Consider the following 24,614-nt stretch of genomic DNA (forward strand, 5'->3'; position numbering starts at 1 on the left):
ACTGTCGCCTATGTTTTAATCAGAAATACATGAGGGAATGTGCAGGTAGAGGAGGAGATGGCATTGTGGTTGCGTTAAAGGACATTCTTTTACAAGTACTGCTGGCGGGGGCGGCGGTATACCTGATTCCCTTATTCCATCTGGGGCTCTCCAAGCGGGCTGTGGCCAAGCTGGAACAGGCCGGAATGATGCAGACCGTTTTTGCTGTGACGAGTGTCGCGAGCATGCTATTGTGTTTGCTGTTCGCGCTTCACGGGAGTCCAGTGACTGTACCCATATCACTAAGCATCGTACCTGTAATACTTGTTATTTTATATTGTAAGTCCGTTATAGGCTTAACGCTGTCCATACTACATATTCTCTTCTATTTCCTTTTTGCGCATTCCTATGATCTGTACGGATTTCTCCTTCATACGGGCATTCTTCTCTATCCTATTGTATGGTTGTCTGCCAAACGATTCAAGCATAATACACCTTCACGCAAAATGGCGATCCTCATCATCCTGATTACAATGGAACTGGTTGTAACGAGTCTGTTATGGATCGCATCCCTCCAGAATGAATCCACTTACTCTGCGACCTACATAATACTTACAGCACTTGGATATACCGCTGGAGCCATTGTTGCGGGTAGTCTGAGTCTGCTATGGCTGGAACGGATGAAGCACTATCGCGGGCTGGAACAGCATCTCTCGGAAGTCCACCACCGATACATAGCCGAAACGGAGAAACTTCATCAGATTCTGAACGCAGTGCCTCTCTCCATTGCCACCGTAGATAAACAAGGCACAGTGATGTTTGTCAATGAGATGATGGAGCAAACGGCAAGGGAGCAGCTACCTTGTACCTCCACGCCTGATCTCATTGGACAGCCTGCCAGTCAATTTGTTGAACAAGGTCAGGCGGACAAGATGGATAAAAGCATTCGCAGAGCCGTCGTTCATGGTGAGATTAGTGGGTTGACCGTTCGTTACGGTGCATACGTATTTCAATCCCGAACCGTACCGATTTATGCCTTTTCAACAGAGTCTGCGAGAGAAGTTACAGGAGCCATGCTGATTATTCAGGATATCACGGAGCTTGAGATGTTGCGAAGTGAACTGGATAATGTGGATCGTCTCAGTCTGGTGGGGCAGATGGCTGCAAGCATTACGCATGAGGTGCGTAATCCTATGGCGGTTGTACGTGGTTTTCTTCAACTCATGCAGGAGAAGAGTCCGGATTCCCTTGATCATTACTACCGGATCGTCCTGGAAGAATTGGATCGGGCGAATAGTATCATTAATGATTTTCTATCGCTGGCCCAGGATCGGATTGCGGAAAAAGAGGAATCCCAGCTGCATGATATCATTCATGAACTCAGTCCATTGTTGTGGGCCGATGCGAACCTGCGTGGTCAGAGTATTGAACTTATGCTGGACCATAATGTACCGAAGTTGCACCTCAATCCAAAGGAAATCAAACAGGTGGTACTCAATCTGGCCCGTAACGGGATGGAAGCCATGAATGAGAAGGGCGTGCTTACGCTGGAGACGCGGATAGTCGATGACAAAGTGGAACTGTGTGTACGTGACACAGGGCCTGGTCTACCCAGAGTGAAGAAGGAAAAGCTGTTTGAACCTTTCTATACCACAAAAGCCAAGGGAACCGGACTTGGATTGTCCATGTGCCTAAGTATTGTGGAACGACATAATGGAACCATTACTGTGGAATCGGAGGAAGGCCAGGGCACGACCTTCAAAGTGGCATTTGAACGTTAGTCATTCAGCATATTTTGCCAGACATTGAGACATAATATTATGGAAGAAGCCTTTCCGCAGGCGGTTTCTGAATCTTGCTTTCATTGCTTATGGATGTATAATAGGAATAGCACATCATTACATCCATAATGTTCGATATGAATGTAACGTTGTTTTGGAGAGTTTATTGGCCTTTAATTTTATCGAGATCATAGAACAACCATTTATAAGGAGTGAAACCGAATGTCGATGTCATTTGATCAATACATGAAAGATATGGTTCAACCGATGCGGGATGATTTAACTCGTCTAGGAATCCAGGAGTTGCGTACTCCTGAAGAAGTGGAAGCAAGTCTTCCGGATGCAAAAGGAACAGCGCTGGTTGTCATTAACTCTGTATGCGGATGTGCCGCAGGTCAATGTCGCCCAGGTGTGTCCCAAGCACTGCAGCACGATATTACACCGGACCACCTGTACACTGTATTTGCTGGTCAGGACAAAGAAGCAACTGCAAAAGCACGTGAATTCTTTGCACCGTATCCTCCATCTTCACCGTCCATCGCTCTGATGAAAGACGGAGAACTCGTTCACTTTATCGAGCGTCATCAAGTGGAAGACCGTTCTGCAGAGGATATTGCGGCTGATCTCAAAAGTGCATTTGACCGTTACTGCCGTTAATTCGCTCCAATAGAACGCCCCGCCCTTCGGATCACCGATGCCGGGGCGTTTCATTTTGGATAGATAAGGTTATTGAACCATTCGGACCTTTCAAGCTGGACATCAAATTTCATTCATTTAGAAACGGGGTGTGTGAACGATGAGTTTGCAACAACAGATCATCGCTGAATTGAAGGTTAAACCAAGCATTAATGAAGAAGAGGAAGTACGCAAGCGTGTTGATTTTCTGAAGACGTATGTGAAAAATGCGGGTGCCAAGGGTTTGCTGATTGCAATCAGTGGCGGTATTGACAGTGCAGTGGCTACGGCGCTTTGCAAAAAAGCGACGGACGAGCTCACGCAAGAGAACAACCAAGAGTACAAAACGCTTGGTGTGTTCCAACCTTATGGTGAACAATCCGATATCGATCACAGCTACGCGGTAGCCAAAGCATACGATCTGAAGCATGTCGTGGAAACCAATATCGAAGATGCAGTGAACGAGATTGCGCTGGAAGTGGAGCAAGGTTTCAAATCCTTGGGCAGCCCACGCCATATGACTCACCAAGGCAAAGGTAATGTGAAGGCAAGAACTCGTATGGTTATGCAATATGCGCTTTCGTTTGAAGAGAACCTGCTCGTTGTAGGTACGGATCATGCGTCCGAAGCCATCACGGGCTTCTATACCAAATGGGGCGACGGTGCTGTGGATATCACGCCACTGAGCACCCTGAACAAACGTCAGGTACGCCAGCTGGCAGCATATCTGAATGTGCCACAGGCTATTTTGGACAAAGCACCATCGGCAGGGCTATGGGAAGGTCAGACGGACGAAGATGAGCTGGGAATTTCGTATGAAGCGAACAGCGACTATCTCGAAGGCAAACAGATCGATCCGGCTGCACAAGAGCGCCTTGAAGCGTTCTATACGCGCACACATCACAAACGCAATGCCATTCCTGGTATCTAATACGGGTGGATGAGCATGATCGTTATAAGCTTTTAACACCAACATTGAAATAACGTCCCTCTTAGGGAATGCAAAAGAGTCACTGCTCACGCAGTGACTCTTTTGTTATGTGGAACAAGAAACCGCAAAATCCAGGTGACTACTATATTAAAGATGAGTTAGCTATTCCATTCTTTGATCTGTTGCAGGGTTTGGGTGATGGCTTGCTCCAGTTGCGGAGTGGTTTCTTTAAATGGATGTACCGTATTAAAGGTATGGTTCCCATCAGGAATCTGGTGCCATGGGATATCAGAGCGCGCTTGCACAAGTGCGGCAGAACCGTCCCTCAGACGCTGTGGATCTTCTGTTCCCTGAATGAGTGCAACTCGCACATGTGAAGAAGCCAAGCGATCAATGATAGCGTAACGTTCGCTATGCTTGTCCAGGTCTTCCAGAATAGCCACGTCCAGTGGCATCTGCTGGCCTGTTCGTCCGTTAACGACATGGCTGCGACCATGCGTACGCATCTCTTCTTTTTGCTCCGCTGTGAAGAGATCCAGATTGGTTACGCCATTCCAGGAGATGACACCTGCCACCTGCTCGGGATGATCCAGTGCATAGACGAGACTTACACCCGCACCGCGGCTATGACCAACCAGGTATACAGGAAGTCCAGTGAGTTCAGGTTGTGTAGCCACATGTTTCAGTACCAGGGCCAGATCGGCAAGCTCCCGGCTGTAGGTATTCACTGCGAACTTTTCAAGTTCAGAGAATTGCTCCAGATATTCGCCGATACCGTTGTGAGAGAAATTAAAGGTCAGCACATGATGAGTCTGGCTTAGCTGTGAAGCTGTATAGGGGAACATGCCCCAGTCTTTGAAGCCTTTGTATCCGTGAGACAGAACGATGACACCTTGAGCGGGTTGTTGTGCAGGGAAAAAGTCTCCGCGAATGATCGCATCTACGTCAGTGGGCAATTCAAAAGTTATGGGCATTATTCAGACCTCCTAAGAATTTCAGACGATTCCTGATTCATATTTTAGCATATATGGTAATGCGGATAGGTACTCGCTTCTGATCGCCCCTCCTGCTACAATAGAATACGTGTTCGGAGAGTTACGGATCATGTGATTGAATGGAGATCTTTTACAATGAAGGTTCAAAAAGAGCGGTTTTCAGTACCGAGAAGATGGGACTTTTTGAATAACCTCTTACAGTATAAAAGATTAAGCGGGTGAAGCGTTGATGATATATGGCATAGGTAATGATGTGTTGGAGATTGGACGTATGCGGAAGCTGCTGTCCGGTCGCCATGCGGAAGCTTTCATAAAACGAATTTTAACGCCAGCAGAGCGGGAGATCGCAGTTCGTCGAGGGAAGCGGATGACGGAGTTTGTATCCGGTCGATTTGCAGCGAAAGAAGCGGTGTCTAAGGCATTTGGCTGCGGTATTGGTGGTGTCATGGGCTTCACTGACATTGAGGTGCTACCTGATGGGACAGGACGTCCAGTGGCCTCGCTGTCCAGTCAAGCCTGGGAACGTCTGCAGCTGCCATACGATAAGCAATATGACATTCATTTGAGCATTACGCATCAGACGGAATTGGCAGCGGCCTTTGCGATCGTGGAGCAGATGGAAAAGTAGTTAGCTTGGCAATAGGAGAGGACGGAAATATGGGTTTACAAGAACAGAAACAACATTTCAGCGTGAATTTGCTGGACTGGTATATGGTCAACCGACGGGATTTGCCGTGGCGTCGCCACAACAATCCGTATTTCACATGGGTATCGGAGATTATGCTTCAGCAGACTCGGGTCGATACGGTAATTCCGTATTTCAATCGTTTTATCGGGAATTTCCCGACCGTGCAAGCGTTAGCGGAGGCACCCGAAGAGGATGTGTTGAAAAATTGGGAGGGACTCGGTTATTACTCCCGTGCACGTAATCTTCAGGCAGCCGCGAGACAAGTCATGGAGCTGCACGGAGGCGAGATGCCGCAGGACAAGCCGGCTGTCTTTGCATTAAAAGGAGTGGGCCCGTATACTGCCGGGGCCATTCTCAGCATTGCCTTCAATCAGCCGCAACCTGCGGTAGATGGCAATGTCATGCGGGTACTGTCCCGATACTTCCTCATCGATGAGGACATTATGAAGGGCAGCACCCGGGTGTTGATGGAAGAGCTCGCAGGAGAGCTCATTCCGGAAGGGCGGGCGCGTGATTTCAATCAGGCGCTGATGGAGCTTGGCGCGCTGGTGTGTACACCCAAAGCGCCGCACTGCCTGACTTGCCCGGTCATGGAGCAATGTTCCGGCCGTATCGCCGGAAGAGAGCTTACACTGCCGGTCAAGACCAAGGCGAAGCCGCCGCGCCCTGAGCAGCGGCTGGTCGCGATTGTGGAGGGCCGCGGTGCTCATCGCGGCCAAGTGCTTGTGCGCCAGCGCCCAGACACGGGCCTATTGGCCCGCATGTGGGAGCTGCCGCATGTGCTCGCGGCGCCCGCCACAGCGAGCAAGAAGGCGGCGCCGCTGGCGGATGAGCCGGCCATGGCATTGCTGGCCGGCAGTCTGTGGGCGGAAGGCTTTGCTGCCCGCCCGGAAGGGCTGGCTACCCATGCGGAGCATGTGTTCAGCCACATTGTCTGGAGCCTGCAGGTGTACAAGTGTACCGAGCAGGACCAGAGCAGTGAGCTTCCGCTGATCGCAGCGGAAGCCAGAGCCGCCTACGATGCACAGGCGGCAACAAGGGAGGGCACAGCCTCATCGTCAACTGTGTCACCTGAGTCAGACACGACGCATTCATCGGAGCCAGGCACGCCTAATGCGCAGAACATTTCAACATCGCTTAACGATGGAGAGATGTTGATGTCATCATCTGACGGTAGTGACCTAGCGCTGAGCACTCCGACACTGACAGGTAAAGGCGATGGCTTGACCTACCGCTGGATCGGACCGGAAGATATGGACAAGATGGCATTCCCGAATATCTTCCTGAAGCTGATCAGCAGTTATTTTGCCGGGGCGTATGATCAAGTGAATGATTAAATGGGGGAGCTAACGAACTCCAGAGGTCTTATCATGTGGATAAACCACAATTATAAATTCTAACGAACCTGAGTGACGTTATCATAGCCAATCAACCCAAAAGTGCGCATCAAAGCCCGTATTTGGGGAAATAGCTACTCTGAGATTCGTTAGGTTAGCGATACGATGAAATATGGAGCAATAACGTGTCCTAGGTTCGTTAGAAACAAAACACCCATTAACTATAACTATAGTGATAGCAAAAAGAGAGCCTGATCACGGTCATGATGACCGAATCAGGCTCTCTTTTATGTTAACAGTTGCATGCTAACAGTCTTATTTTGCAGAAGCGTAACGTTTGTTCACTTCATCCCAGTTAATTACATTCCAGAAAGCGGCAATGTAGTCAGGACGTTTGTTTTGGTAGTTCAGGTAGTAAGCGTGCTCCCATACATCCAGACCCAGAACCGGAGTCAGACCTTCGAAGAGAGGGCTGTCTTGGTTAGGTGTGCTAGTGATGGACAACTTACCATCTTTACCAACTACGAGCCAAGCCCAGCCGGAACCGAAACGAGTTGTAGCTGCTTTAGCGAAATCTTCTTTGAATTTGTCAAAGCCGCCCAGTTCGCTATCGATAGCTGCTGCGATATCGCCTGTAGGAGCGCCGCCGCCGTTAGGTCCGATGATTTCCCAGAACAAGCTGTGGTTAGCATGTCCACCACCATTGTTGCGAACCGCTGTGCGGATGCCTTCAGGTACGCTGTCAAGGTTAGCAATCAGATCTTCCAAACTTTTTTCTTGCAGTTCAGGAGCGCTTTCCAGAGCTGCGTTCAAGTTAGTTACATAAGTATTGTGATGGCGATCGTGGTGGATTTCCATCGTTTTTGCATCGATATGTGGTTCCAGTGCGTCGTTAGCGTAAGGAAGTGCTGGTAATTGAAAAGTCATAATGAAATACCTCCTGAGATTTTAGGTTTTTTTTGAAAACAGGTACATATGTAATAATACCCTTGCCACTAATATTAAACCGCATTCGAGCTAATTAAGCAACATTTTTGTTTATTAAGTCCCCCGAGGCGTTGATCTAATGATGGGCCAGAGATAACAAACATATTTTACCCTTTATGCAACTATTTATGTGTTTTCAGACGTTTAAATGGATGAAAAGTTTAATATTCGTATGTAAACGGTTACAATTAAGCGCTTTCAAAAGAAAATGCGTGTTTTATGGAGAAAAGTATGGTTTAATTGACGAAGAAGCGGTATTTTCTCGTTTTTTGTCATTATATGAACATTGGGTTTTTGGTAAAAAGGGATTCCCTTTTTGTAAAAAACCTCATCTAAGCTAACGAAAAGGGAGATTTAAGACATGCACGTTCGTTCCTTTCAGTTGAGTGATGCAAGCCAGATGACGGAGCTTCTCCAGGTTGCACTATCGGAAGAGTGTTATGAGAACACGATGGGCCCGTTTGCCCGTCAATTGTCATGGGATTCTGACCTGATCATGGTTGCGGAAGAAGAGGGAGACCTCGTAGGCGCTTTGATCGGTACGATTGATCACAACCAGGGTTGTATCTACCGTATTGCGGTACATCCAGACTATCGTCGCCGTGGAGTCGGCAAAACACTTGTCGAGGCTATGGAACAGCGGTTCCAGCAGCGTAAAGTCAGCCAAGTGTGGGTGGCGGGTGATGAGCACAACAAAGTAGCCATGCCTCTATATGAAGCAATGGGTTACGGTGCCAATCAGATTATGAGCGCTTTCCAGACTCTTAGTATTTTGTCCAAAGCTTAGTTTGCATGTTTAAAAAGAAATAAAAAAAAGATTTTCATTTCATATTAGGCATATCTCTTTAACGTGTAAGAACGTGAGGGATGTGCCTTTCTATTTATATGAGTGTTCTTCACGTCATATTCCTCTGGTTTCCTCATTTTCTGAACATGCTTCGGAGTGCCTGAATTCTATTTAAATCACCCTGACTATCCCGGCTGTATTCACGATAACCAAGGTATTGGTGCTCATAACCAATTGTTTCACTCTCCCAAATGGAGTAGACTGAAAGGGAGTATGGTTACCATGTTACAAGTTTAATTCAACTATTTAATAAATGAGGTGTCCCTTTGAATTCCAATAATCATTCAATGGAACATGTGACTTCCGAGCAACGTAATGAACCGTCAAAGCCTGAACAACCGGGGAAATCCTGGGTTGTCGAGCTGTGGGACTGGGTCAAAACGATTGTTGTTGCTTTTGTAATTATGATGCTGCTGAACCTGTTTGTGTTTAATCTGTCAATGGTCAAGGGACAGTCCATGCAGCCGACACTGGTTGAGCGAGATCGCCTTTTCGTCAACAAAATCGTATACCATCTGGGTAATCCTTCCCGATCAGATGTGATCGTACTTCGTGATCCAAGCGAAGGTGTGGAGAAGAAGGATTTTCTGGTGAAACGGATCGTTGGACTTCCGGGAGATACAATTGAAGTTAGGGATCACCATCTATATGTGAACGGCGAGCAACAAGCTGAAACGTACACCGATATTGAGGTGCAGGACCCAGATTTTGGCCCAATCACCTTGGAGCCGGATCATTTCTTCGTGATGGGGGATAATCGTCATGAAGGCAAAAGTAAGGATAGCCGAGTGTTTGGCAGTATTACATCCAACCAGATTGTAGGCAAGGCTGAATTTATTTTCTGGCCGTTTTCTGAATTGAAGAAATTGTAAAATGCTTACAGGACAACAACTTCAGACTGCATTTTGCGTTAAACCATATAGAGCTCGTTCCGTTTGAATTCAAGTATGCAAGGCATATATAGAAATTAACGCCTGTCCTCTTACCGTGAGGCGGGCGTTCACTATTTACGGAATAAGTGTCGGAAGAAGAGAGGGAAGAGAAATGACGAGCGTACAGACCGGGGCAGCACAGGATGCCTCCGTATGGGAAAAGTTAAAACAGGAGATCAAGGCAGCTGGCCCCGGACTGGGCATTGATGATATCGGTTTTGCTTCGGCTGATCCCTTTGTTTCCCTGAAGTCGCTGCTGGAGCAGTCGCGGGATAAAGGGTATGCTTCAGGTTTTGAAGAGCCGGATATTGAAAAAAGGGTGCACCCCGCCTTAAAAGATGGCGAGCCCGCTTCACTTATTGCGATAGCCGTGGCATACCCATCCAAAATGGTGAATCCGCCGAAATCGGAGCCTGGTGCGTATCGAGGCATTTTTGCCCGTTCGGCTTGGGGTCAGGATTATCATCAGGTCCTGCGTGCAGCGATGGACAAGTTGATCAATTTTATAAAGGAACGCGTACCTGAAGCCATGATCGAAAGCATGGTAGACACCGGAGCATTGGTGGATCGTGCGGTGTCCCAGCGTGCGGGGATTGGTTTTAGTGCCAAAAACTGTGCCATTATATCACCCAAATTCGGTTCATGGATTTTCCTCGGAGAACTGGTAACGAATATTCCTTTTCAACCAGACACACCTGTGACCGAAGACTGCGGTGAATGTACAAAATGTATCGATGCCTGTCCTACAGGAGCATTAGTGGGGCCGGGGCAGTTGAATGCACAGCGCTGTATTTCTTTTGTAACCCAGACGAAAGGGTTCGTGGATGAAGAATTTATGCTGAAAATAGGCAACCGTCTGTACGGTTGTGACACGTGTCAGATTGTCTGTCCGAAGAACCGGGGCAAGAACTGGGATCACCATCCCGAGTTTCACCCCGATCCGGAGATTGTGAAGCCACTCCTGCTGCCGCTGCTGGACATCGGTAACCGGGAATTCAAGGAACGTTTCGGTCAGAGTTCCGCCGCTTGGCGGGGCAAAAAGCCGATTCAACGCAACGCTGTTATTGCCCTGGGCAATTTCAAAGACAAAAGTGCTGTACCCAAACTTACAGAAGTATTAAAACGTGATCCGCGCCCCGAGTTGCGGGGAACCGCAGCCTGGGCGTTAAGCAGAATTGGAGGAGAAGACGCCATGAGAGCAATTGGGGAAGCTGCCGCTAACGAACAAGATGGGAACGTACTAAGCATGCTGCAGAAGGCCGAGGAGCGACTGAGTTCGTCCGAGACCTTACCCAAACAGCCACAGGCTGGACAAGTGAGTGAGAAGCAGCCAGAGGAACAGAACAACGAGAACAATGCCTTACGTGCGTTACAACAGGATTTGAAAATGGAAGCCGGGATTGAACCGGGTAGTGAGCAGTCTGCACAGCCTGACAAACCGGAAGCCGCAGCGTGGAAACCTTCAGCCGTTACGGGTCTTCATGGCAAGCCCGTATACTACGATGAGGTACTGACACCGATTGGTACTCTTACGTTATGCGCGACGGATGAAGGGCTGTGTCACATTGATTTTGGCGCCTTTCACGTACGCGAAGCTCATCTGCAACAATGGGCCCGCATCTGGATTGGCGAGTATCGATATGAGAAGAATGAAGAGAAGCTCAGCGAAGCTGCAAAGCAGTTAAAGGAGTATTTTGCAGGGGAGAGAAAAACGTTCAACTTGCAGCTTGATCGGCTTGGAACACCATTCCAACTACAAGTATGGCAAGTTCTGTCCGATATATCTTATGGAGAGGCCTCATCACACCAACAGGTTGCGGAAATCATCGGCAGACCCAAGGCTGTTCGTGCAGTTCTGGACGCCATTAGCAAGAATCCGATTCCGATTATTATTCCCTGTCACCGTATCAGTGGTAAAGACGGTACCCTGGTGGGTTATGTAGGCGGTCTGCAAACCAAGGAGCAATTGCTCGCATTGGAGCAGCTATCGTAAGAGCGGGGGACGTTCATGAAGTATGTAAACGTGGAGAGCGTGGAAGCGGGGGAGCTTCTGGGCAAGACGGTATATTCCAGTAACGGCACGGTATTGCTGTCTGCCGGAGTCCAGCTCACCGTATACATGGTCAATACGCTGAAGCGTATTGGCGTGACCATGTTATACATCCAGGATGAAGCGTATAAAGATGTGGATGCAGAAGACATTCTGGATGAAACCACGAAACGGGCAATAATTAACGAAATGAGTGTCACACTCGAATCCATTCGATCCGGGAAAGACTGGAGTCCGAAAAAAGTTGCCCTCAGTATAGAGAAGTTGCTGAATGATGTACTGAACGGGCGTGAAATGCTTGTGCAGCTCACCGATATTCGTACCAAAGACAATGCACAGTATGTTCATGCGATGAATGTATGTTTGTTGTCTTCGGTCATCGGACTGAATATGGGACTCAACTATAATCAACTGAAGGACCTTGCTGTGGGGGCATTATTGCATGATATTGGCAAAGTGGGGGAACCTCCTGGCAGTGGCTCTGCTGCAAATTCTTCGCTGCATCATACATGGCGTGGATTCGAAGTGATTAAGAACAAACGGGAGTTCAGTCTGTTGGTCGCCCATACGGCCTTGCAACATCATGAGCATGTAGATGGTACAGGCATGCCGAGAGGGATCAAGGGGAGTGACATTCATCTGTTTGCGAGAATCGTTAGTGTGGCTAATATCTATGATAATCTCATTAATGGTTTATCCAAGGACAGTTTGATGCCACATGAGGCCTGTGAAGAGATGATGGCGTTGTCTGGTACAAAGCTGGATCGGGACATTCTGATTGAGTTCAACAAGAGTGTATCCGTGTATCCCAATGGTACAGCGGTAAGACTGTCTACCAAAGAGACTGGAGTCATTGTGCGTCAACATCGGGGATTGCCCGGCAGACCTGTAATCAGGGTGGCGCGCGGAAGTACGCGTTATTCTCTGGATGTGGTTGAAATCGATCTGGCTCAGCATACAACCGTTTTCATTGAAGCTGTCATGACGTAGCTTGTGTGCGGTTCAACTGGAAAATCCGTTTGCTCAAGGCGTGCGGAAATGCTATGATACTTTCAGGAAATCCGCTCTGTGTCAGGTTTACAACTTATGTGTCGAACATCATGAAGTGACACGGATTATCAGGCTTTTTAGAATGCATACAGAGGTGTCTAAGAGATGGATATTGTTATACCGATTATTACATTGATTGTTGGTCTGGTCGGGGGATTTTTCATCGGGGTGTTCTACTTGCGTAAACAACTTGAGAAAATGCAAAGCAATCCGGACATGCTTCAGAAAATGGCGAAGCAAATGGGCTACAACCTGAATGGCAAGCAAATGCAGCGTGCCCAGCAGATGATGAAGAATCAGCAGCCAGGAGCGAAAATGCCTCAGCCGCAACAGCATCCTGCGCGTAAAAGTTCGGGCCGCCGAAAATAATAGCAGTTAAGTGAATAACTGCTTAAAGTGCGTGTTCAAAAAGTTGGGTCGTACTTTTTGAACAACCTCTTAAAGTATTGTGGTTCGAAAGGAGGCGTTTGGCAGTGGCTGGCGTTAAAGATTATTTGAATTCAAAAGTATCCGACAATCGGGAAAAGATCGAGTATCATGTAGAGCAGATCCTGAAATTGATCGGAGAAGATAGTACACGTGAAGGGCTGCTTGAAACGCCTGCACGTGTGACCCGAATGTATGAAGAAATTTTTGGCGGATATGAAGTAGACCCGCGCGATGTGCTTGGTGTCACGTTTGACGAGAATCATGAAGAACTGGTTATCGTCAAGGATATTGTCTACTACAGTCAGTGTGAGCACCACATGGCGCCGTTCTTCGGCAAGGTGCACATTGGGTATGTACCAAGTGGCAAGATCGTTGGTTTGAGCAAAATGGCTCGTCTGGTCGAAGCAGTAACACGTCGCCTTCAAGTTCAGGAGCGTATTACTTCACAGATCGCTGACATTCTGACAGAGGCCGTTGAACCTCATGGTGTTATGGTCGTTGTGGAAGGCGAGCACTTGTGCATGTGTTCCCGCGGCGTGAAGAAACCGGGAAGCAAGACGGTGACGTCTGCTGTACGTGGTTCTTTCCGTGAGAATCCGGCACAACGTGCGGAGTTCTTGTCTTTGGTAAAAGATTAAGATCGGGTATGTCCACTCGTTGGACAAGCCGGATGTGTAAGTTCCTTTGGTTTTGGAAGCAGCAGTTTCTAAAGCCGTTGGATGTGATATAAATAAGCCGTGTTCCCTGGGAACCGGCTTATTTATATATGCGTTGTCATTCCTATATACTGGATACATATGAATTCGTTAAGCCGGAGGTAATGGAACGATGAGTGTGCCTTCCCATTCAGATCAACCGGTTCAGCCGGAAAAGGGACTACAGGCAGAAAAACAGGCTACATTGCGTCTGCAAATCTGGGAGACACCACTCATGCGACAAGGGAGTAGTGTACTCGAAGCTTTTGCTTGGGAAGAAGTTATGTGCAGGCGGGTTGGGGCAGGGCATCTACCTGTTGCACATATATGGAGACACCCAGATGCCTTTGTAGCGGGTCTGCGTGACCGCAGGTTGCCACAGGCTGTAGAAGCGATGGAACAGATTAGAAGCCAAGGGACAGCGGTCTGTGTTCGGCCTTCCGGTGGAGCGGCAGTACCCTTGAACCCAGGGGTAGTTAATGTGTCGCTGATTCTGCCTAATCCCGCACATGCCATCAATATTCATGATGATTTCCGGGAGATGGCTTCGATTATTGCCGAGTCGTTAACGCCGTGGTCGAATCAGGCGCAAACTGGTGAGGTTCAGGGTGCTTTTTGCCCGGGAGATTATGATGTCAGTGTAGGTGGCCTAAAATTCTGTGGTATTGCCCAGCGCAGGCAGGCAAAGTCGTATATCATTACGGCTTTTATCATCGTGGAAGGTCAGGGAGATCAACTGGCAGCGGACGTGCGACAATTCTATCAGCATGCAGCAGGTGGGGCGAGTGAAGGATATCCTGATGTTCAGCCTGGCACGATGGCAAGTCTGAAAGAATTGGCAGGTGTACCTTCAGCCGCGGCATATACTGCGGCTTTGGTTCGAACACTGCGCGATCGCTATCCGCAGGCGGAGACCAGCAGGGTGCTTAGCGTTGGCTCTGAAGAAGTACGCCTGACAGCTGAGCAGATGAAGCTGCGATACGATTAACACTTTTTACTAGGGCTTGGAATTGGTTAATAGAGATGATATGATGTGATTTCGGAAGGAGAGTGTTAGGATGGACACATTGAGATATACGTATTTATATGAGGTTGTATCAACAGGCGAAAAATCCGAGTTCAGCCAAATGGCAACAAGCAAGGAAGAGGCTGCTGCACTGATCGTTGCACGTATAGCCGATCTGGAGTTTACAGACGAGTCTGATATCAAGCTGGGCGATCTGATCTCCATTAGCAAACAGGTTGGCGACAACTATGTGGCGTGCGAGGGCTGTGCTTCTTAAGTGAACATTTAGAAATAGGAAGTCTCTCAAAATACAAGCAAGTCTCTTTTTACAAGAGGCTTGCTTTTTTGTATACACCATAAGAGATATCTTTCAGTCATTCGGCTGGAGATATCTCTTTTTTCTCTAATTCATCTAACCCCAAGCTTAATAAGGCGGCCACAACAACTTGCGTGCCGTTTCGTAACGCTCGGCAACAGCGGGCCAGTAGACAACGTTCCACCAATCCTCGATATACTTTTTGCGTTCATTCTGATGTTTCAGATAGTAGGCATGTTCCCACACATCCAGTGGCAGGAGCGGTACGATATCGGACTGGGACAGGTTCTGGTGTTTCTCCGCCTGCAAAATCTCCAAACGATGTGCTCTCGGGCTCCAGACAAGCATCGCCCAGCCACTGCCTTCCACCTTGTTCGCGGCTTCTGTGAATTGATTCTTAAACGCTTCATAACTTCCGAAATCCCGCTTGATCTGCTCTGCCAGCATACCGGAAGGTTTGCCGCCACCAGCAGGATTCATAATTGTCCAGAAGATCGTATGCAGGTAGTGGCCTGCCCCGTTGAAGGCAAGTTCACGTTCCCAATGTTTGATGAGTTCAAAGTTATTCTTTTTTCGCGATTCCGCCAGCTTTTTCTCTGCTACATTTAGTCCGTCCACATAAGATTGATGGTGTTTGTCATGATGGATACGCATCGTCAGCTCATCAATATGTGGCTCCAGCGCATTGTACGCATAGGGGAGAGGCGGCAGTATGTGTCCTCCAATGGGAACCGGCTTCTCTTTTACGGGAGGTGCTGTAGAGCTGGGTGTGGCTTGTGTTGTTCCCGTAGAAGGCGGTTGAATGGTTGCGGATTGAATCTGAGCTGAAGCGGCAGGTGCATTTACATTTCCCTCTGGAGAAGTTGGAGCTTCTGAAGCTTGGCGATGGATGCTTCCTGACTCTGACGTATGCAACGCATTTTCCAGAAAAAGTGATGGCTCCGAATCCGTTTCGCGTAAGATGCCAGGTTGGCCAAGCGTATCCAATACGCCCAGAAAATACTCCGACTCGCGGATAAAGTGCAGAATGAGTACTTTGGCAAGCGGAACAGCTTGCACAGCAGCACTTTGCTCCAGAAGAACATACAGCTGTTTGATGAACTCTCTCGATTGCTGCCGAGCTGCCAACACAAGTTGCTCGATACAACGAACCATGTAGGGAGCAGGTGGATGGGTTGCGGGCAATAGTTGTTTTAAAAGCTGATTGGCTACTCGCTCACTGTTTGCAAAGGTAACCTCCCATTCCTCCAGTAGCTTGACGTACGGGGGCTCCAGATCAGGAACCAGGGCACGAATGACGAGTGTATGTTCTTTCTCCTGCTCTTTCCAGAAACGGATTTCCTCCAATGTCCGCAGAGGCAGCAGGTGACCATATCCATACCAGTTCATCTATATTGAACCTCCTTCAGATGAAATTCATTGCATGCAGACCGTCTGTTCATGCGTCCCAAGAGTATATTCCGCGAGCTTGTTGTCCTATGAGTGCAAAAAAAGAGCCCCTAAGGGCTCTGAAAAAAATCGGATGATTGAAATTTGGTTATTCTCCATTATTCGTGTTCTGCACATCGTCACTGCTTGTCTTCGTTACATGACTCAGAAAAGTTGAGACACGGCGCAGATATTCCTTTGGATGCTCCCGGAAGATCAACTCATGATGCGCATCCTGGACAATCCATACATCGGAGTACGGATTGGTCTGGTTGGCGGCGAGTTGCTCCGCAATTGGATAAGGCGCCTTCTCGTCCTCTGTACCATGGATGAAGAAAATCGGGAACGGATAATCTTCCTTTTTCACTTCCTGGTATGGAATCTGTTGTAATCCGGTACCATTCAGAACAGGGAACAACAGTTTCATGATCTCCAGTGTAGGCTGACGTGGCAGATCGATCTGGTTGTGAATGTTGTGGTACAGCGTATCTGGCTCCAGCAGGAACGCACTGTCCAGAATCATTGCATCCACTTCCTTCGTAATAAGTCCGGTTTGTAATGCTGTACCGGCACCCATCGAGAAGCCCCAGACAACCAGTTCCTGTGCACCGCGTTGCTTGGCGAACTGGATGGCACCCAGCAATTGCTGTGACTCAGCTTTGCCACCTGTGGCCACAGCTTTGTTCACCTGGGAGGCGAAGCCATAATCGAACATCACCACGTTGAACCCAAGTTGATGGGCATAGTGTGCCAGGTCATACATGGGTACCCATGTTTCTTCACGATTAGCACCATAGCCGTGACTGAAAATAATCGTTTTGCTTGCAGCATTGTCAGCAGGAATATACCATCCCTGCATCGTGCGGCTGCCATCTGCTGCCGGGAACGTGATGTCTTCATACTTCATGTTCTTGGCTTGCATCGGATTGGAGAAGACAGGCGCTACCGTTGGATTGGATAATACCCATGCGATATAACCATGCAGTGCAATAAAACAAAACAGTAGAAAAAATACAACGGAGAGCAGCAACGCTACGATAATATGTTTGAACCGAATCAGCCTCGGTGATAGGGAAGAGGGCAGATCGGACACTTTTGTTTGCAGCGGGGCTTCGCTCTGGGATGATTGATACATGAATGCCCCTCCTTTGAAGTTCAGTTGAAGATAACAACGACATGAAAAGAGAATTGCGTCGATTTCAGAGCCTGCTTCAGAGCGATATCTTAATGTAATATATCTTTATCGTATGTTCCAATATAGTCAAAGTCAATTGATTGAGGGCATTTGTTACGCAATTGTTATATAGTTCTTAAGATATATGGGTAACATTACCTTAGTGTGTAAATTACAGGGGATTAAGTCTTATAAAAAGGAAAAATTTACACGTTGGCCTATTTTGAATTTGGCTCTTTTTGGTTTACAGATGAGACCGTTTCTCATATAATTTATGTAACCAAGTTTCATGTGATGAAACATGAGGAGGGCATTATGCCATGGAAGATCGCAAGTTAACCGTCCGGGCTGTGGAACGGGCGCTGGATATATTATTATGTTTTACCACACGCAGTGATCTGGGACTCACCGAAATTGCCAGCCAGATTGGCCTGCACAAAAGTACAGTGCACCGCTTGATGGCTACGCTGGAGGATCGAGGGTTCGTGATCCGCGATGCAGCAACAGAGAAGTACCGACTTGGCATCCGAATCTGGGAGCTGTCAGCTCATATGTCCCGCAGTGATGATCCCGCTATTCTGCTGTTGCCTGCGATGGAGCGACTGAGAGATCGATTGGGGGAGACCGTGAGTCTGTACCTGCGTGATGGGAGTGAACGGATTCGTATTCAGGCGGTGCAAAGTGATCAGGCGATCCGCCGAGTTGCTCCCGTTGGTGTTAGACTCCCGCTGTCTGTGGGGGCTTCCAGCAAAGTCCTGATGGCGTTTGCCACGGACGAGGATCGTGAAGAACTGATGAACGGGCCGGAATGGCCGGTGTTTATTGATCCAGCGGTGTATTTAGCGCAGATGGGAGATATCCGGGATAACGGATATGCCACAAGTTACGAGGAACGTGAGCCGGGAGCTGCCGCGGTATCTGTACCGATTATGGATCGCAGAGGCAATATTGCAGCTGCGCTCTCGGTCTCAGGACCTGTCAGTCGACTCTCGCAGGAGACATTGCATGAGTATGCACCGGTGTTGAAGGATGCTGCTACGCAAATGGGGCTCATGTTATCCTGATGTTGAGTTAAGATTTTTCTCCAATTGGGTTGGTGTTCTGGAATATAAAGGTTGTTTTTATGTTCCGGTTGCGCTACTCTGTAATGGACGGCCCAACGGGGCCAGCTTCATTGAATATGAACAGCGGCTTATGTAAGCCGCAACTTGTTAACGTTACTGGGGGAGTCCGAATTGTCCGGACTGAGACGGAATCGCATGAGATTCCGGACCCTTTGCACCTGATCTGGATCATACCAGCGTAGGGAAGTAATCGGCGATATGACCACAACCACCACATGATGTGACCCTTGTAGGGCTCCGTTAAGGAGTTGCATGAAGGTGCATTATTGGTGATGGACATAAAAGTCGGTTCCTTCGGGGACCGGCTTTTTTATATACAGGGAACGGGCGATATAGCGCGGACTCTATGGGCTTCTTTTTCAATAACCTGCAACAGTGGGCTTGGATGAATAGAGAATGCACCATAGATCATCCAAGATCTGTGGCAGCCTCCGTCTGTTGTTAACTGTACATGAAAAGTGTCTTCCCTGGTCTGGTGTAGGATCGCTCTTTCTTCTCTGCATTGCGCATGATTTGGGACAGGTACGTAAGTGAGCTAATGACGAAACCAACCAAACAAGCGACGAACACTGAGGAGGAGACAAGCGAACATGAGTACAGGAAATCAAACGGGACAACAAGCGACGGAACAGGGACATAACGATCAGCAGGTGGAAAAAGAAACAGGAGCGGCCGGACGGGTTCAGCCCTTTCCCGGTAGCCGCAAAGTCTACATTCAGGGCTCACGGCCGGACATTGCTGTACCGGAGCGTGAGATAGCCCTTCATGACACGAATACTCCCCAAGGGGTGGAGCATAACGAACCGCTGCGTGTCTACGATACGAGCGGCCCCATGACCGATCCCGCATTTCATGCGGATATCCGCGCAGGTTTGCCAGCCCTGCGCACCCGCTGGATCACAGAGCGTGGCGATGTTGAAGCTTATCAGGGTCGTACGGTTAAACCGGAGGATAACGGACTGAAGCCCGGAGGGAAGAGAGCTGGCGCTGAAGAGTACCCCGGATTACGAGGCAAACCGCTGCGGGCACAGCCAGGACGCTGTGTGACCCAGATGCACTACGCGAGGCAAGGAGTCATTACGGCAGAGATGGAGTTTGCCGCCATTCGTGAGGGCGTGGAACCGGAATTTGTACGGCAGGAGCTGGCGAGTGGACGGGCCATTCTGCCATCCAACATCAATCACCCGGAGAGTGAGCCGATGTTGATCGGTCGTCATTTTCACGTGAAGATCAATGCCAACATTGGCAACTCTGCTGTATCTTCTTCCATCGAGGAAGAGGTGGAGAAGATGACTTGGGCGGTACGCTGGGGATCGGATACGGTGATGGATCTGTCCACAGGAAAAAACATTCATACCACCCGGGAATGGATCATCCGTAATTCACCTGTGCCGATTGGTACGGTGCCGCTGTATCAGGCGCTGGAGAAGGTGAATGGCGAAGCGGAAGCGCTGACCTGGGAGTTGTACCGTGACACACTCATTGAGCAGGCAGAGCAGGGCGTGGACTACTTTACGATTCATGCAGGTGTACTGCTGCGTTATATCCCCATGACGGCCAAGCGGATGACAGGCATTGTGTCCCGGGGCGGGTCCATTATGGCAGCATGGTGTCTGGCGCATCATCAGGAGAATTTTTTGTACACCCATTTTGAAGAAATCTGTGAGATTATGAAAAGGTATGATGTAGCGTTTTCGCTGGGAGATGGACTCCGTCCAGGTAGTATCTATGATGCCAATGACGAGGCTCAGATGGCGGAACTGGCTACGCTCGGGGAACTGACGCAGATTGCGTGGAAGCACGATGTGCAGGTGATGATCGAAGGTCCTGGGCATGTGCCGATGCATAAGATCAAGGAGAATGTGGACTTGCAGATGGAGATCTGTAAAGAGGCACCGTTCTATACGTTGGGGCCGCTGACGACCGACATTGCCCCGGGTTACGATCACATCACCTCCGCCATTGGTGCGGCCATGATTGGTTGGTTCGGCACGTCCATGCTCTGTTATGTTACGCCAAAAGAACATTTGGGCCTGCCCAACAAGGATGATGTGCGGGAAGGGGTTATCGCCTACAAGATCGCAGCTCATGCCGCCGATCTGGCAAAAGGCCATCCACGTGCCCAGCGCCGCGATGATGCATTGTCCAAAGCGCGCTTCGAATTCCGCTGGCGTGACCAGTTTAACCTGTCACTGGACCCGGAACGTGCGCTGTCCTACCATGATGAGACGCTGCCAGCAGAAGGAGCCAAAGAAGCTCATTTCTGCTCCATGTGTGGACCAAAGTTCTGTAGCATGCGCATCACGCAGGACATTCGTGCCTTTGCCGCTGATAAAGGATTGTCCGAGAATGAGGCTGTAGCTGCCGGGATGCAGGCGAAGGCTGAGGAGTACCGGATGCGGTAGGTGAGTGGAGATTGATAGTGTAGCCAAAAAAAACAGTTCATCACATACAATGAGTGATGAACTGTTTTTTTTGTTTGTATCCTTCAGATTAGCTCTATTGGATTTAACTAAATATTGGCCGTCTTTCACAGATATCTATACTATAGTTTACTTCATTTTACTCCAAATTCGAAACAGAATACCTGCAATGACAAACAGTATGCCGTCCGCTAATTTAAGACTTCCACCGTAGATAAACGCAGAACAGGCCAAGCCTATAATAAACAAAATTAGAATGTATAAGTAACGCACTAGCATTCACTCCTCTACAATAAATGGAACTGTGCTTAACATATCTTAAGAGTGTGAACAATTAATTCAAATTTATCTAATAAGATATAATGTTCTTAATACTCAGAGTAAATTAATAGTAGAAATCTTTTAGTGTTCCTCTCGAATCATTATTGGCTGAGCCCGAAAAACTAACGCTCAAAGCTCCAAAAGATAATCCAACACTACCCGAACCTTTAATGTGATAATAATTGGATTGTATCTGGGAGAGACCACTTTGATTTCCTTGCTTTTTATGTTCTATTGTAAAGACAGCAGCGGCAACCTGTTCTGTTATAATAATGCCCCCTTTGAGATCAGCATTGAATCCAACACCACTCTCACCAGTATATGAAAAATTACGTCCACTTCCTAAAGTTGTAAAAGTAGAGTTCCCACTGTACTTTACTTTATCTTCATAATATGCAGAACCTGGGACGGCTCTCCAAATATTTTTATCGAAAGAAGCGCCATAGGCATCGGATAAACGCCATACAGGCATTGATTTCCATTTGCCCGTTAATGCAACCATAAATCTTTCACGATTATCAACGTTATCAGTTCGAACTACGGTTATATAATAGTCAAATTGATCATCCTTGATATTTCCGAGTGGTCCAACCTCTCCGTTGAATTCAGGTGCTGAGGCTTTTTCATGAGCCACTACTTCAATTGATCCATCTTCTTTCGAAAGACTTTTCTTAAACTCAGGGCTCCAGGATTCTATTACTTCATAAGGAATACCCTGCTTTAATAAAGTTATATCCAATTTCACAGTTTTATTCTCTGCAGAAGCGAAAGCACTGGTAGGAATAAGTAATAGGCATAGACAGCAAACCAACAGTAACTTCGATAAACGCAATAATTTCAATGTAAAACCTCACCCTCTGAGTAATTTGTTAAATTATAACAATCTAAATTTATCATATAACCCTAGGTTTGTACACCTAAATTATGTATATTTAATTATTATTTTAAAAAATTAGGATTAATATGTATTTATGTAAATAATAAATTAAACATAATTATATTTACGCTACTAACTCTTAACAAGATCACAGGAGCACATCCAATTTGTATCAATTAATTGTTTGATACATCTACTCTCGAGCCAGTCCCAAATTCTTCTCCAAATACGTTGCAAGCAATGCCAGAGGGCTATGGATTGGAATACCGCGATCTATTGTAACCTGTGCAGCAGCGGGAGCCATAGATAGTTGGGCTGCCACTACCGTTTTACCCGGATACTGCTCAGCAATCTGCTGTAAGCCTTCTCGTACCGCTTCGAGATACCCTTGCTGATCTCCACGCATAATCAACTCAAATGTCCCAGGGATGCACAACGCTTCCGTCTGATATGTCTTGGCAACGTGTAGTTGCCCATTCTCATCCTCTTGCTGTAATGCCTGATTCACCCGTGCCATCGTTCCTTCAATAGTTGCCGGGTTGGTGAATGCTATTATGTAATCTCCTGGTACTCGCCGCATCTCCTGCAATAACGGATCATCTATGCCGATCACAGGCACAGGGACCTGTGTGGCTTCCTGCTCCAGTACTGTCGCAAACAGGGTACACGTAACCAGAATAGCATCGGCATGACACTCAGCGATCCATTGGAGCGTCTGGGCTACTTTCTCGTGAATGATGACCTCGGAAAAGTCAGCGTCATGTTTAAGACGATCCAGACCTGGATCGACGTAATGGACCAATTCAACTTCATAAGGAGCAAGCGTCTCTTCAATTAAGGCGATGTTAGAATAATGAGCGTGAAAACAACCAATGGTGATCATGTGCTAAGTCCCCTTTTACAGTTCGTATATGTCATGGATCTTTTAGATATTTAAACCATTATAGAAACATGCCTGAGAACTGTACAGTCGTTTATTGCTCAACGCCAATAACCGCCCTGCCGCCAAGCAGCGGAAAGACGGTTGATAACCTGACTCGACTAGGGTCGGTCCGGTGTCCATTTTTATCTAAGGGAAGGAGAAGCATTTTTCTTCGCCATTTTTTGTTGCAGAATTTCATGAAAGGATAGACCTTGAGTGTTCTCATTCTCCTTTTTAGGAGCAGTGGTCGCCGTGTTGCGCGGATATTGGTGATGGTACGGGATCATTTGCTGAATAGGCATGCGGATCATCTTGGTTCCTCCTTTGATGCGTTTTTTATGAATTATGTATTTCGACTGGTTACCATGCCAGGTGCGCATATAGGTACATGTGACTTGTTAGACGAAATAAAAGAGTTTAAAGCGTAATTCCAATTGGATTGTAGTGATTTTACCCGGTTTTAAGGAGATGTAAACGTTTTTAGGGAAATTCAGGAGTAAAGGACCTAATATGAAAGGTTTGATATGGGAGGATCGAATCGGTTGTTATGTGAATAGTCCCAATTTTAAGGAAGTCAATGGTACCCGTATATGAGGCATATTATCTGGTTAAATGATGCAAAGCATGCTAACTAACTTGGTACCATGGTCGGGTTGTTTAGGGGGTAATGTAGTTCCGGATATAAAAAAACTGCCGAGCGAACCCGGCAGCTTACGTGATATGAAGAAGGATGCGATGAAACTTTGATTCTGTCTGAGGTGGTATCGTGTTGGCTTTATCTACTTTGGCGAACAGCGATGTATATATCCACTTGTACACTTTCGGGATTCAGGCTGCGTTCATCATACAATTCAAAATCCCCAGTGAACGTACGATCGCTTTGTTTATCCCATGCCCACACGGCTCCCCAAGCTTCGCCAACAACCTCTGCCATCGGTCCTTTTCTGGAAGTGAATATGGCGTAAGTTGCAGGAGGGAGTAAAATGTCGTCCAATCCCTCAGGCAACGATTCGTTCGGACTGACCTCATGCCCTACCAGTATGGTGTATTCTCCGGTTATGCCATCGGTGTAATCCGTGTAACAGCCATAGCGAACAACTTCAGGTGCAGGTAGGTGCTCTGAGGCAAAATAATTGTTCCAGAGTCCCTGAATACAACCTTTGCCACTGATTTCAATGGCGTTGGTTGTGCGGGCGGATACGCCGGCAAGACGTTTGCCGGGGAGCGTGACATAACGAACGGGCTGGGCAGAGAACGAATGATCCGTTGTTACCTGACCAGGATTAGCAGAAGCAGTAGAGGTTTCAGTGAGAGATTCTGCATGCTGATCCGTTGTATTCGTGCGCCAACGTTTCAAAAAAGGAAGCTGGTTACGTAGCATCGAACGAGCGGATTCCTCATCCATGCCTTCGTCCTTCAGAATGGCAGTGCACATCTCCGTCATGCCTTCAAGTGACATACCGGGCTGCTCAAACTTGCCCTCTTTGTAACAATAGATACAGTACTCACGGGTTGTGCTTCCATCTGCTTCCGTTCCGAATTGGGCAGGGGTTGTGAGCGGCATGCCGCAGCTTTGACATACAGTGACGTTCATGATTAGTTCCTCCTCATATATGTACAGATTGAATATATCTGAAGTATACGGGG

General features: G+C 47.7%; 23 protein-coding genes and 1 riboswitch. Of the genes, 15 read left to right on the plus strand and 8 right to left on the minus strand.

Features of this window, described 5'->3' with window-relative positions; all coding sequences use genetic code 11:
• Window positions 1–65: 65 nt before the first annotated feature.
• The 3 genes from EL84_RS08645 to nadE all read left to right on the plus strand — a co-directional run bounded on the left by EL84_RS08645 (window position 66) and on the right by nadE (window position 3,366).
• Window positions 66–1,760: a two-component system sensor histidine kinase NtrB gene (locus EL84_RS08645; RefSeq protein WP_161799412.1), complete on the plus strand. Its 1,695-nt coding sequence runs from the start codon at window positions 66–68 to the stop codon at window positions 1,758–1,760.
• Window positions 1,761–1,982: 222 nt separating this feature from the next.
• On the plus strand, window positions 1,983–2,417 hold the full coding sequence (locus tag EL84_RS08650; protein ID WP_017690788.1) for a BrxA/BrxB family bacilliredoxin: 435 nt from the start codon (window positions 1,983–1,985) through the stop codon (window positions 2,415–2,417).
• A 139-nt stretch (window positions 2,418–2,556) separates the two neighbouring features.
• Complete coding sequence (gene nadE / locus EL84_RS08655) at window positions 2,557–3,366, plus strand: ammonia-dependent NAD(+) synthetase (protein ID WP_047841401.1); 810 nt, start codon at window positions 2,557–2,559, stop codon at window positions 3,364–3,366.
• A 158-nt stretch (window positions 3,367–3,524) separates the two neighbouring features.
• Here the strand turns inward: nadE and EL84_RS08660 are convergent, their stop codons facing one another.
• Window positions 3,525–4,340: an alpha/beta hydrolase family protein gene (locus EL84_RS08660; protein WP_047841402.1), complete on the minus strand. Its 816-nt coding sequence runs from the start codon at window positions 4,338–4,340 to the stop codon at window positions 3,525–3,527.
• Window positions 4,341–4,590: 250 nt separating this feature from the next.
• Here EL84_RS08660 and acpS point away from each other — a divergent pair, with 250 nt between their 5' ends.
• Together acpS and mutY are read left to right on the plus strand one after the other, a co-directional pair.
• Window positions 4,591–4,989, plus strand: coding sequence for a holo-ACP synthase (gene acpS / locus EL84_RS08665; protein WP_036614140.1), 399 nt, complete (start codon window positions 4,591–4,593; stop codon window positions 4,987–4,989).
• A gap of 29 nt (window positions 4,990–5,018) precedes the next feature.
• Complete coding sequence (mutY, locus tag EL84_RS08670) at window positions 5,019–6,386, plus strand: A/G-specific adenine glycosylase (RefSeq protein WP_047841403.1); 1,368 nt, start codon at window positions 5,019–5,021, stop codon at window positions 6,384–6,386.
• 315 nt (window positions 6,387–6,701) lie between these two features.
• On the opposite strand, the gene EL84_RS08675 is transcribed toward mutY, so the two are convergent.
• On the minus strand, window positions 6,702–7,313 hold the full coding sequence (locus tag EL84_RS08675; protein ID WP_036614138.1) for a superoxide dismutase: 612 nt from the start codon (window positions 7,311–7,313) through the stop codon (window positions 6,702–6,704).
• 421 nt (window positions 7,314–7,734) lie between these two features.
• Here EL84_RS08675 and EL84_RS08680 point away from each other — a divergent pair, with 421 nt between their 5' ends.
• The 8 genes from EL84_RS08680 to EL84_RS08715 all read left to right on the plus strand — a co-directional run bounded on the left by EL84_RS08680 (window position 7,735) and on the right by EL84_RS08715 (window position 14,659).
• Complete coding sequence (locus EL84_RS08680) at window positions 7,735–8,160, plus strand: GNAT family N-acetyltransferase (protein ID WP_017690782.1); 426 nt, start codon at window positions 7,735–7,737, stop codon at window positions 8,158–8,160.
• A gap of 347 nt (window positions 8,161–8,507) precedes the next feature.
• Window positions 8,508–9,092, plus strand: a complete 585-nt coding sequence (gene lepB / locus EL84_RS08685) for a signal peptidase I (RefSeq protein WP_047841531.1) — start codon at window positions 8,508–8,510, stop codon at window positions 9,090–9,092.
• Window positions 9,093–9,264: 172 nt separating this feature from the next.
• Window positions 9,265–11,145, plus strand: a complete 1,881-nt coding sequence (queG, locus tag EL84_RS08690; protein WP_047841404.1) for a tRNA epoxyqueuosine(34) reductase QueG — start codon at window positions 9,265–9,267, stop codon at window positions 11,143–11,145.
• Between the two features lie 15 nt (window positions 11,146–11,160).
• A complete protein-coding gene (locus EL84_RS08695) occupies window positions 11,161–12,192 on the plus strand; it encodes an HD-GYP domain-containing protein (protein ID WP_047841405.1) in 1,032 nt (343 codons plus the stop codon).
• A gap of 165 nt (window positions 12,193–12,357) precedes the next feature.
• Window positions 12,358–12,621 carry a YneF family protein gene (locus EL84_RS08700; protein ID WP_017690778.1) on the plus strand — a complete coding sequence of 88 codons (264 nt, stop codon included), beginning with the start codon at window positions 12,358–12,360 and terminating at the stop codon, window positions 12,619–12,621.
• A gap of 104 nt (window positions 12,622–12,725) precedes the next feature.
• On the plus strand, window positions 12,726–13,319 hold the full coding sequence (folE, locus tag EL84_RS08705; RefSeq protein ID WP_036668229.1) for a GTP cyclohydrolase I FolE: 594 nt from the start codon (window positions 12,726–12,728) through the stop codon (window positions 13,317–13,319).
• Window positions 13,320–13,509: 190 nt separating this feature from the next.
• On the plus strand, window positions 13,510–14,364 hold the full coding sequence (locus EL84_RS08710; RefSeq protein WP_082218922.1) for a biotin/lipoate A/B protein ligase family protein: 855 nt from the start codon (window positions 13,510–13,512) through the stop codon (window positions 14,362–14,364).
• A 70-nt stretch (window positions 14,365–14,434) separates the two neighbouring features.
• The gene (locus tag EL84_RS08715) at window positions 14,435–14,659 is read left to right on the plus strand and encodes a hypothetical protein (protein ID WP_036614132.1); all 225 of its coding nucleotides are present in this window, start codon (window positions 14,435–14,437) and stop codon (window positions 14,657–14,659) included.
• A 147-nt stretch (window positions 14,660–14,806) separates the two neighbouring features.
• Here the strand turns inward: EL84_RS08715 and EL84_RS08720 are convergent, their stop codons facing one another.
• Together EL84_RS08720 and EL84_RS08725 are read right to left on the minus strand one after the other, a co-directional pair.
• Window positions 14,807–16,087, minus strand: a complete 1,281-nt coding sequence (locus EL84_RS08720; RefSeq protein WP_047841406.1) for a Fe-Mn family superoxide dismutase — start codon at window positions 16,085–16,087, stop codon at window positions 14,807–14,809.
• A gap of 148 nt (window positions 16,088–16,235) precedes the next feature.
• Window positions 16,236–17,261 (minus strand): alpha/beta hydrolase, encoded by a 1,026-nt coding sequence (locus EL84_RS08725; RefSeq protein WP_036614129.1) that lies wholly within the window; start codon window positions 17,259–17,261, stop codon window positions 16,236–16,238.
• A 359-nt stretch (window positions 17,262–17,620) separates the two neighbouring features.
• Here EL84_RS08725 and EL84_RS08730 point away from each other — a divergent pair, with 359 nt between their 5' ends.
• Together EL84_RS08730 and thiC are read left to right on the plus strand one after the other, a co-directional pair.
• Window positions 17,621–18,364, plus strand: a complete 744-nt coding sequence (locus EL84_RS08730; RefSeq protein ID WP_017690772.1) for an IclR family transcriptional regulator — start codon at window positions 17,621–17,623, stop codon at window positions 18,362–18,364.
• 148 nt (window positions 18,365–18,512) lie between these two features.
• Window positions 18,513–18,626, plus strand: a riboswitch (TPP riboswitch).
• Between the two features lie 388 nt (window positions 18,627–19,014).
• Window positions 19,015–20,829 carry a phosphomethylpyrimidine synthase ThiC gene (gene thiC, locus EL84_RS08735; protein WP_082218924.1) on the plus strand — a complete coding sequence of 605 codons (1,815 nt, stop codon included), beginning with the start codon at window positions 19,015–19,017 and terminating at the stop codon, window positions 20,827–20,829.
• Between the two features lie 403 nt (window positions 20,830–21,232).
• Here the strand turns inward: thiC and EL84_RS32505 are convergent, their stop codons facing one another.
• The 4 genes from EL84_RS32505 to EL84_RS08750 form a co-directional block, all read right to left on the minus strand.
• The gene (locus EL84_RS32505; protein ID WP_235431505.1) at window positions 21,233–22,009 is read right to left on the minus strand and encodes a hypothetical protein; all 777 of its coding nucleotides are present in this window, start codon (window positions 22,007–22,009) and stop codon (window positions 21,233–21,235) included.
• A 229-nt stretch (window positions 22,010–22,238) separates the two neighbouring features.
• A complete protein-coding gene (locus EL84_RS08745) occupies window positions 22,239–22,928 on the minus strand; it encodes a hypothetical protein (RefSeq protein ID WP_047841408.1) in 690 nt (229 codons plus the stop codon).
• A gap of 182 nt (window positions 22,929–23,110) precedes the next feature.
• Complete coding sequence (locus EL84_RS31975) at window positions 23,111–23,278, minus strand: hypothetical protein (RefSeq protein WP_017690769.1); 168 nt, start codon at window positions 23,276–23,278, stop codon at window positions 23,111–23,113.
• Window positions 23,279–23,742: 464 nt separating this feature from the next.
• The gene (locus EL84_RS08750; protein ID WP_047841409.1) at window positions 23,743–24,561 is read right to left on the minus strand and encodes a zinc ribbon domain-containing protein; all 819 of its coding nucleotides are present in this window, start codon (window positions 24,559–24,561) and stop codon (window positions 23,743–23,745) included.
• Window positions 24,562–24,614 lie beyond the last annotated feature (53 nt).

The sequence above is a fragment of the Paenibacillus sp. VT-400 genome (assembly GCF_001029205.1).
Lineage (GTDB): Bacteria > Bacillota > Bacilli > Paenibacillales > Paenibacillaceae > Paenibacillus > Paenibacillus amylolyticus.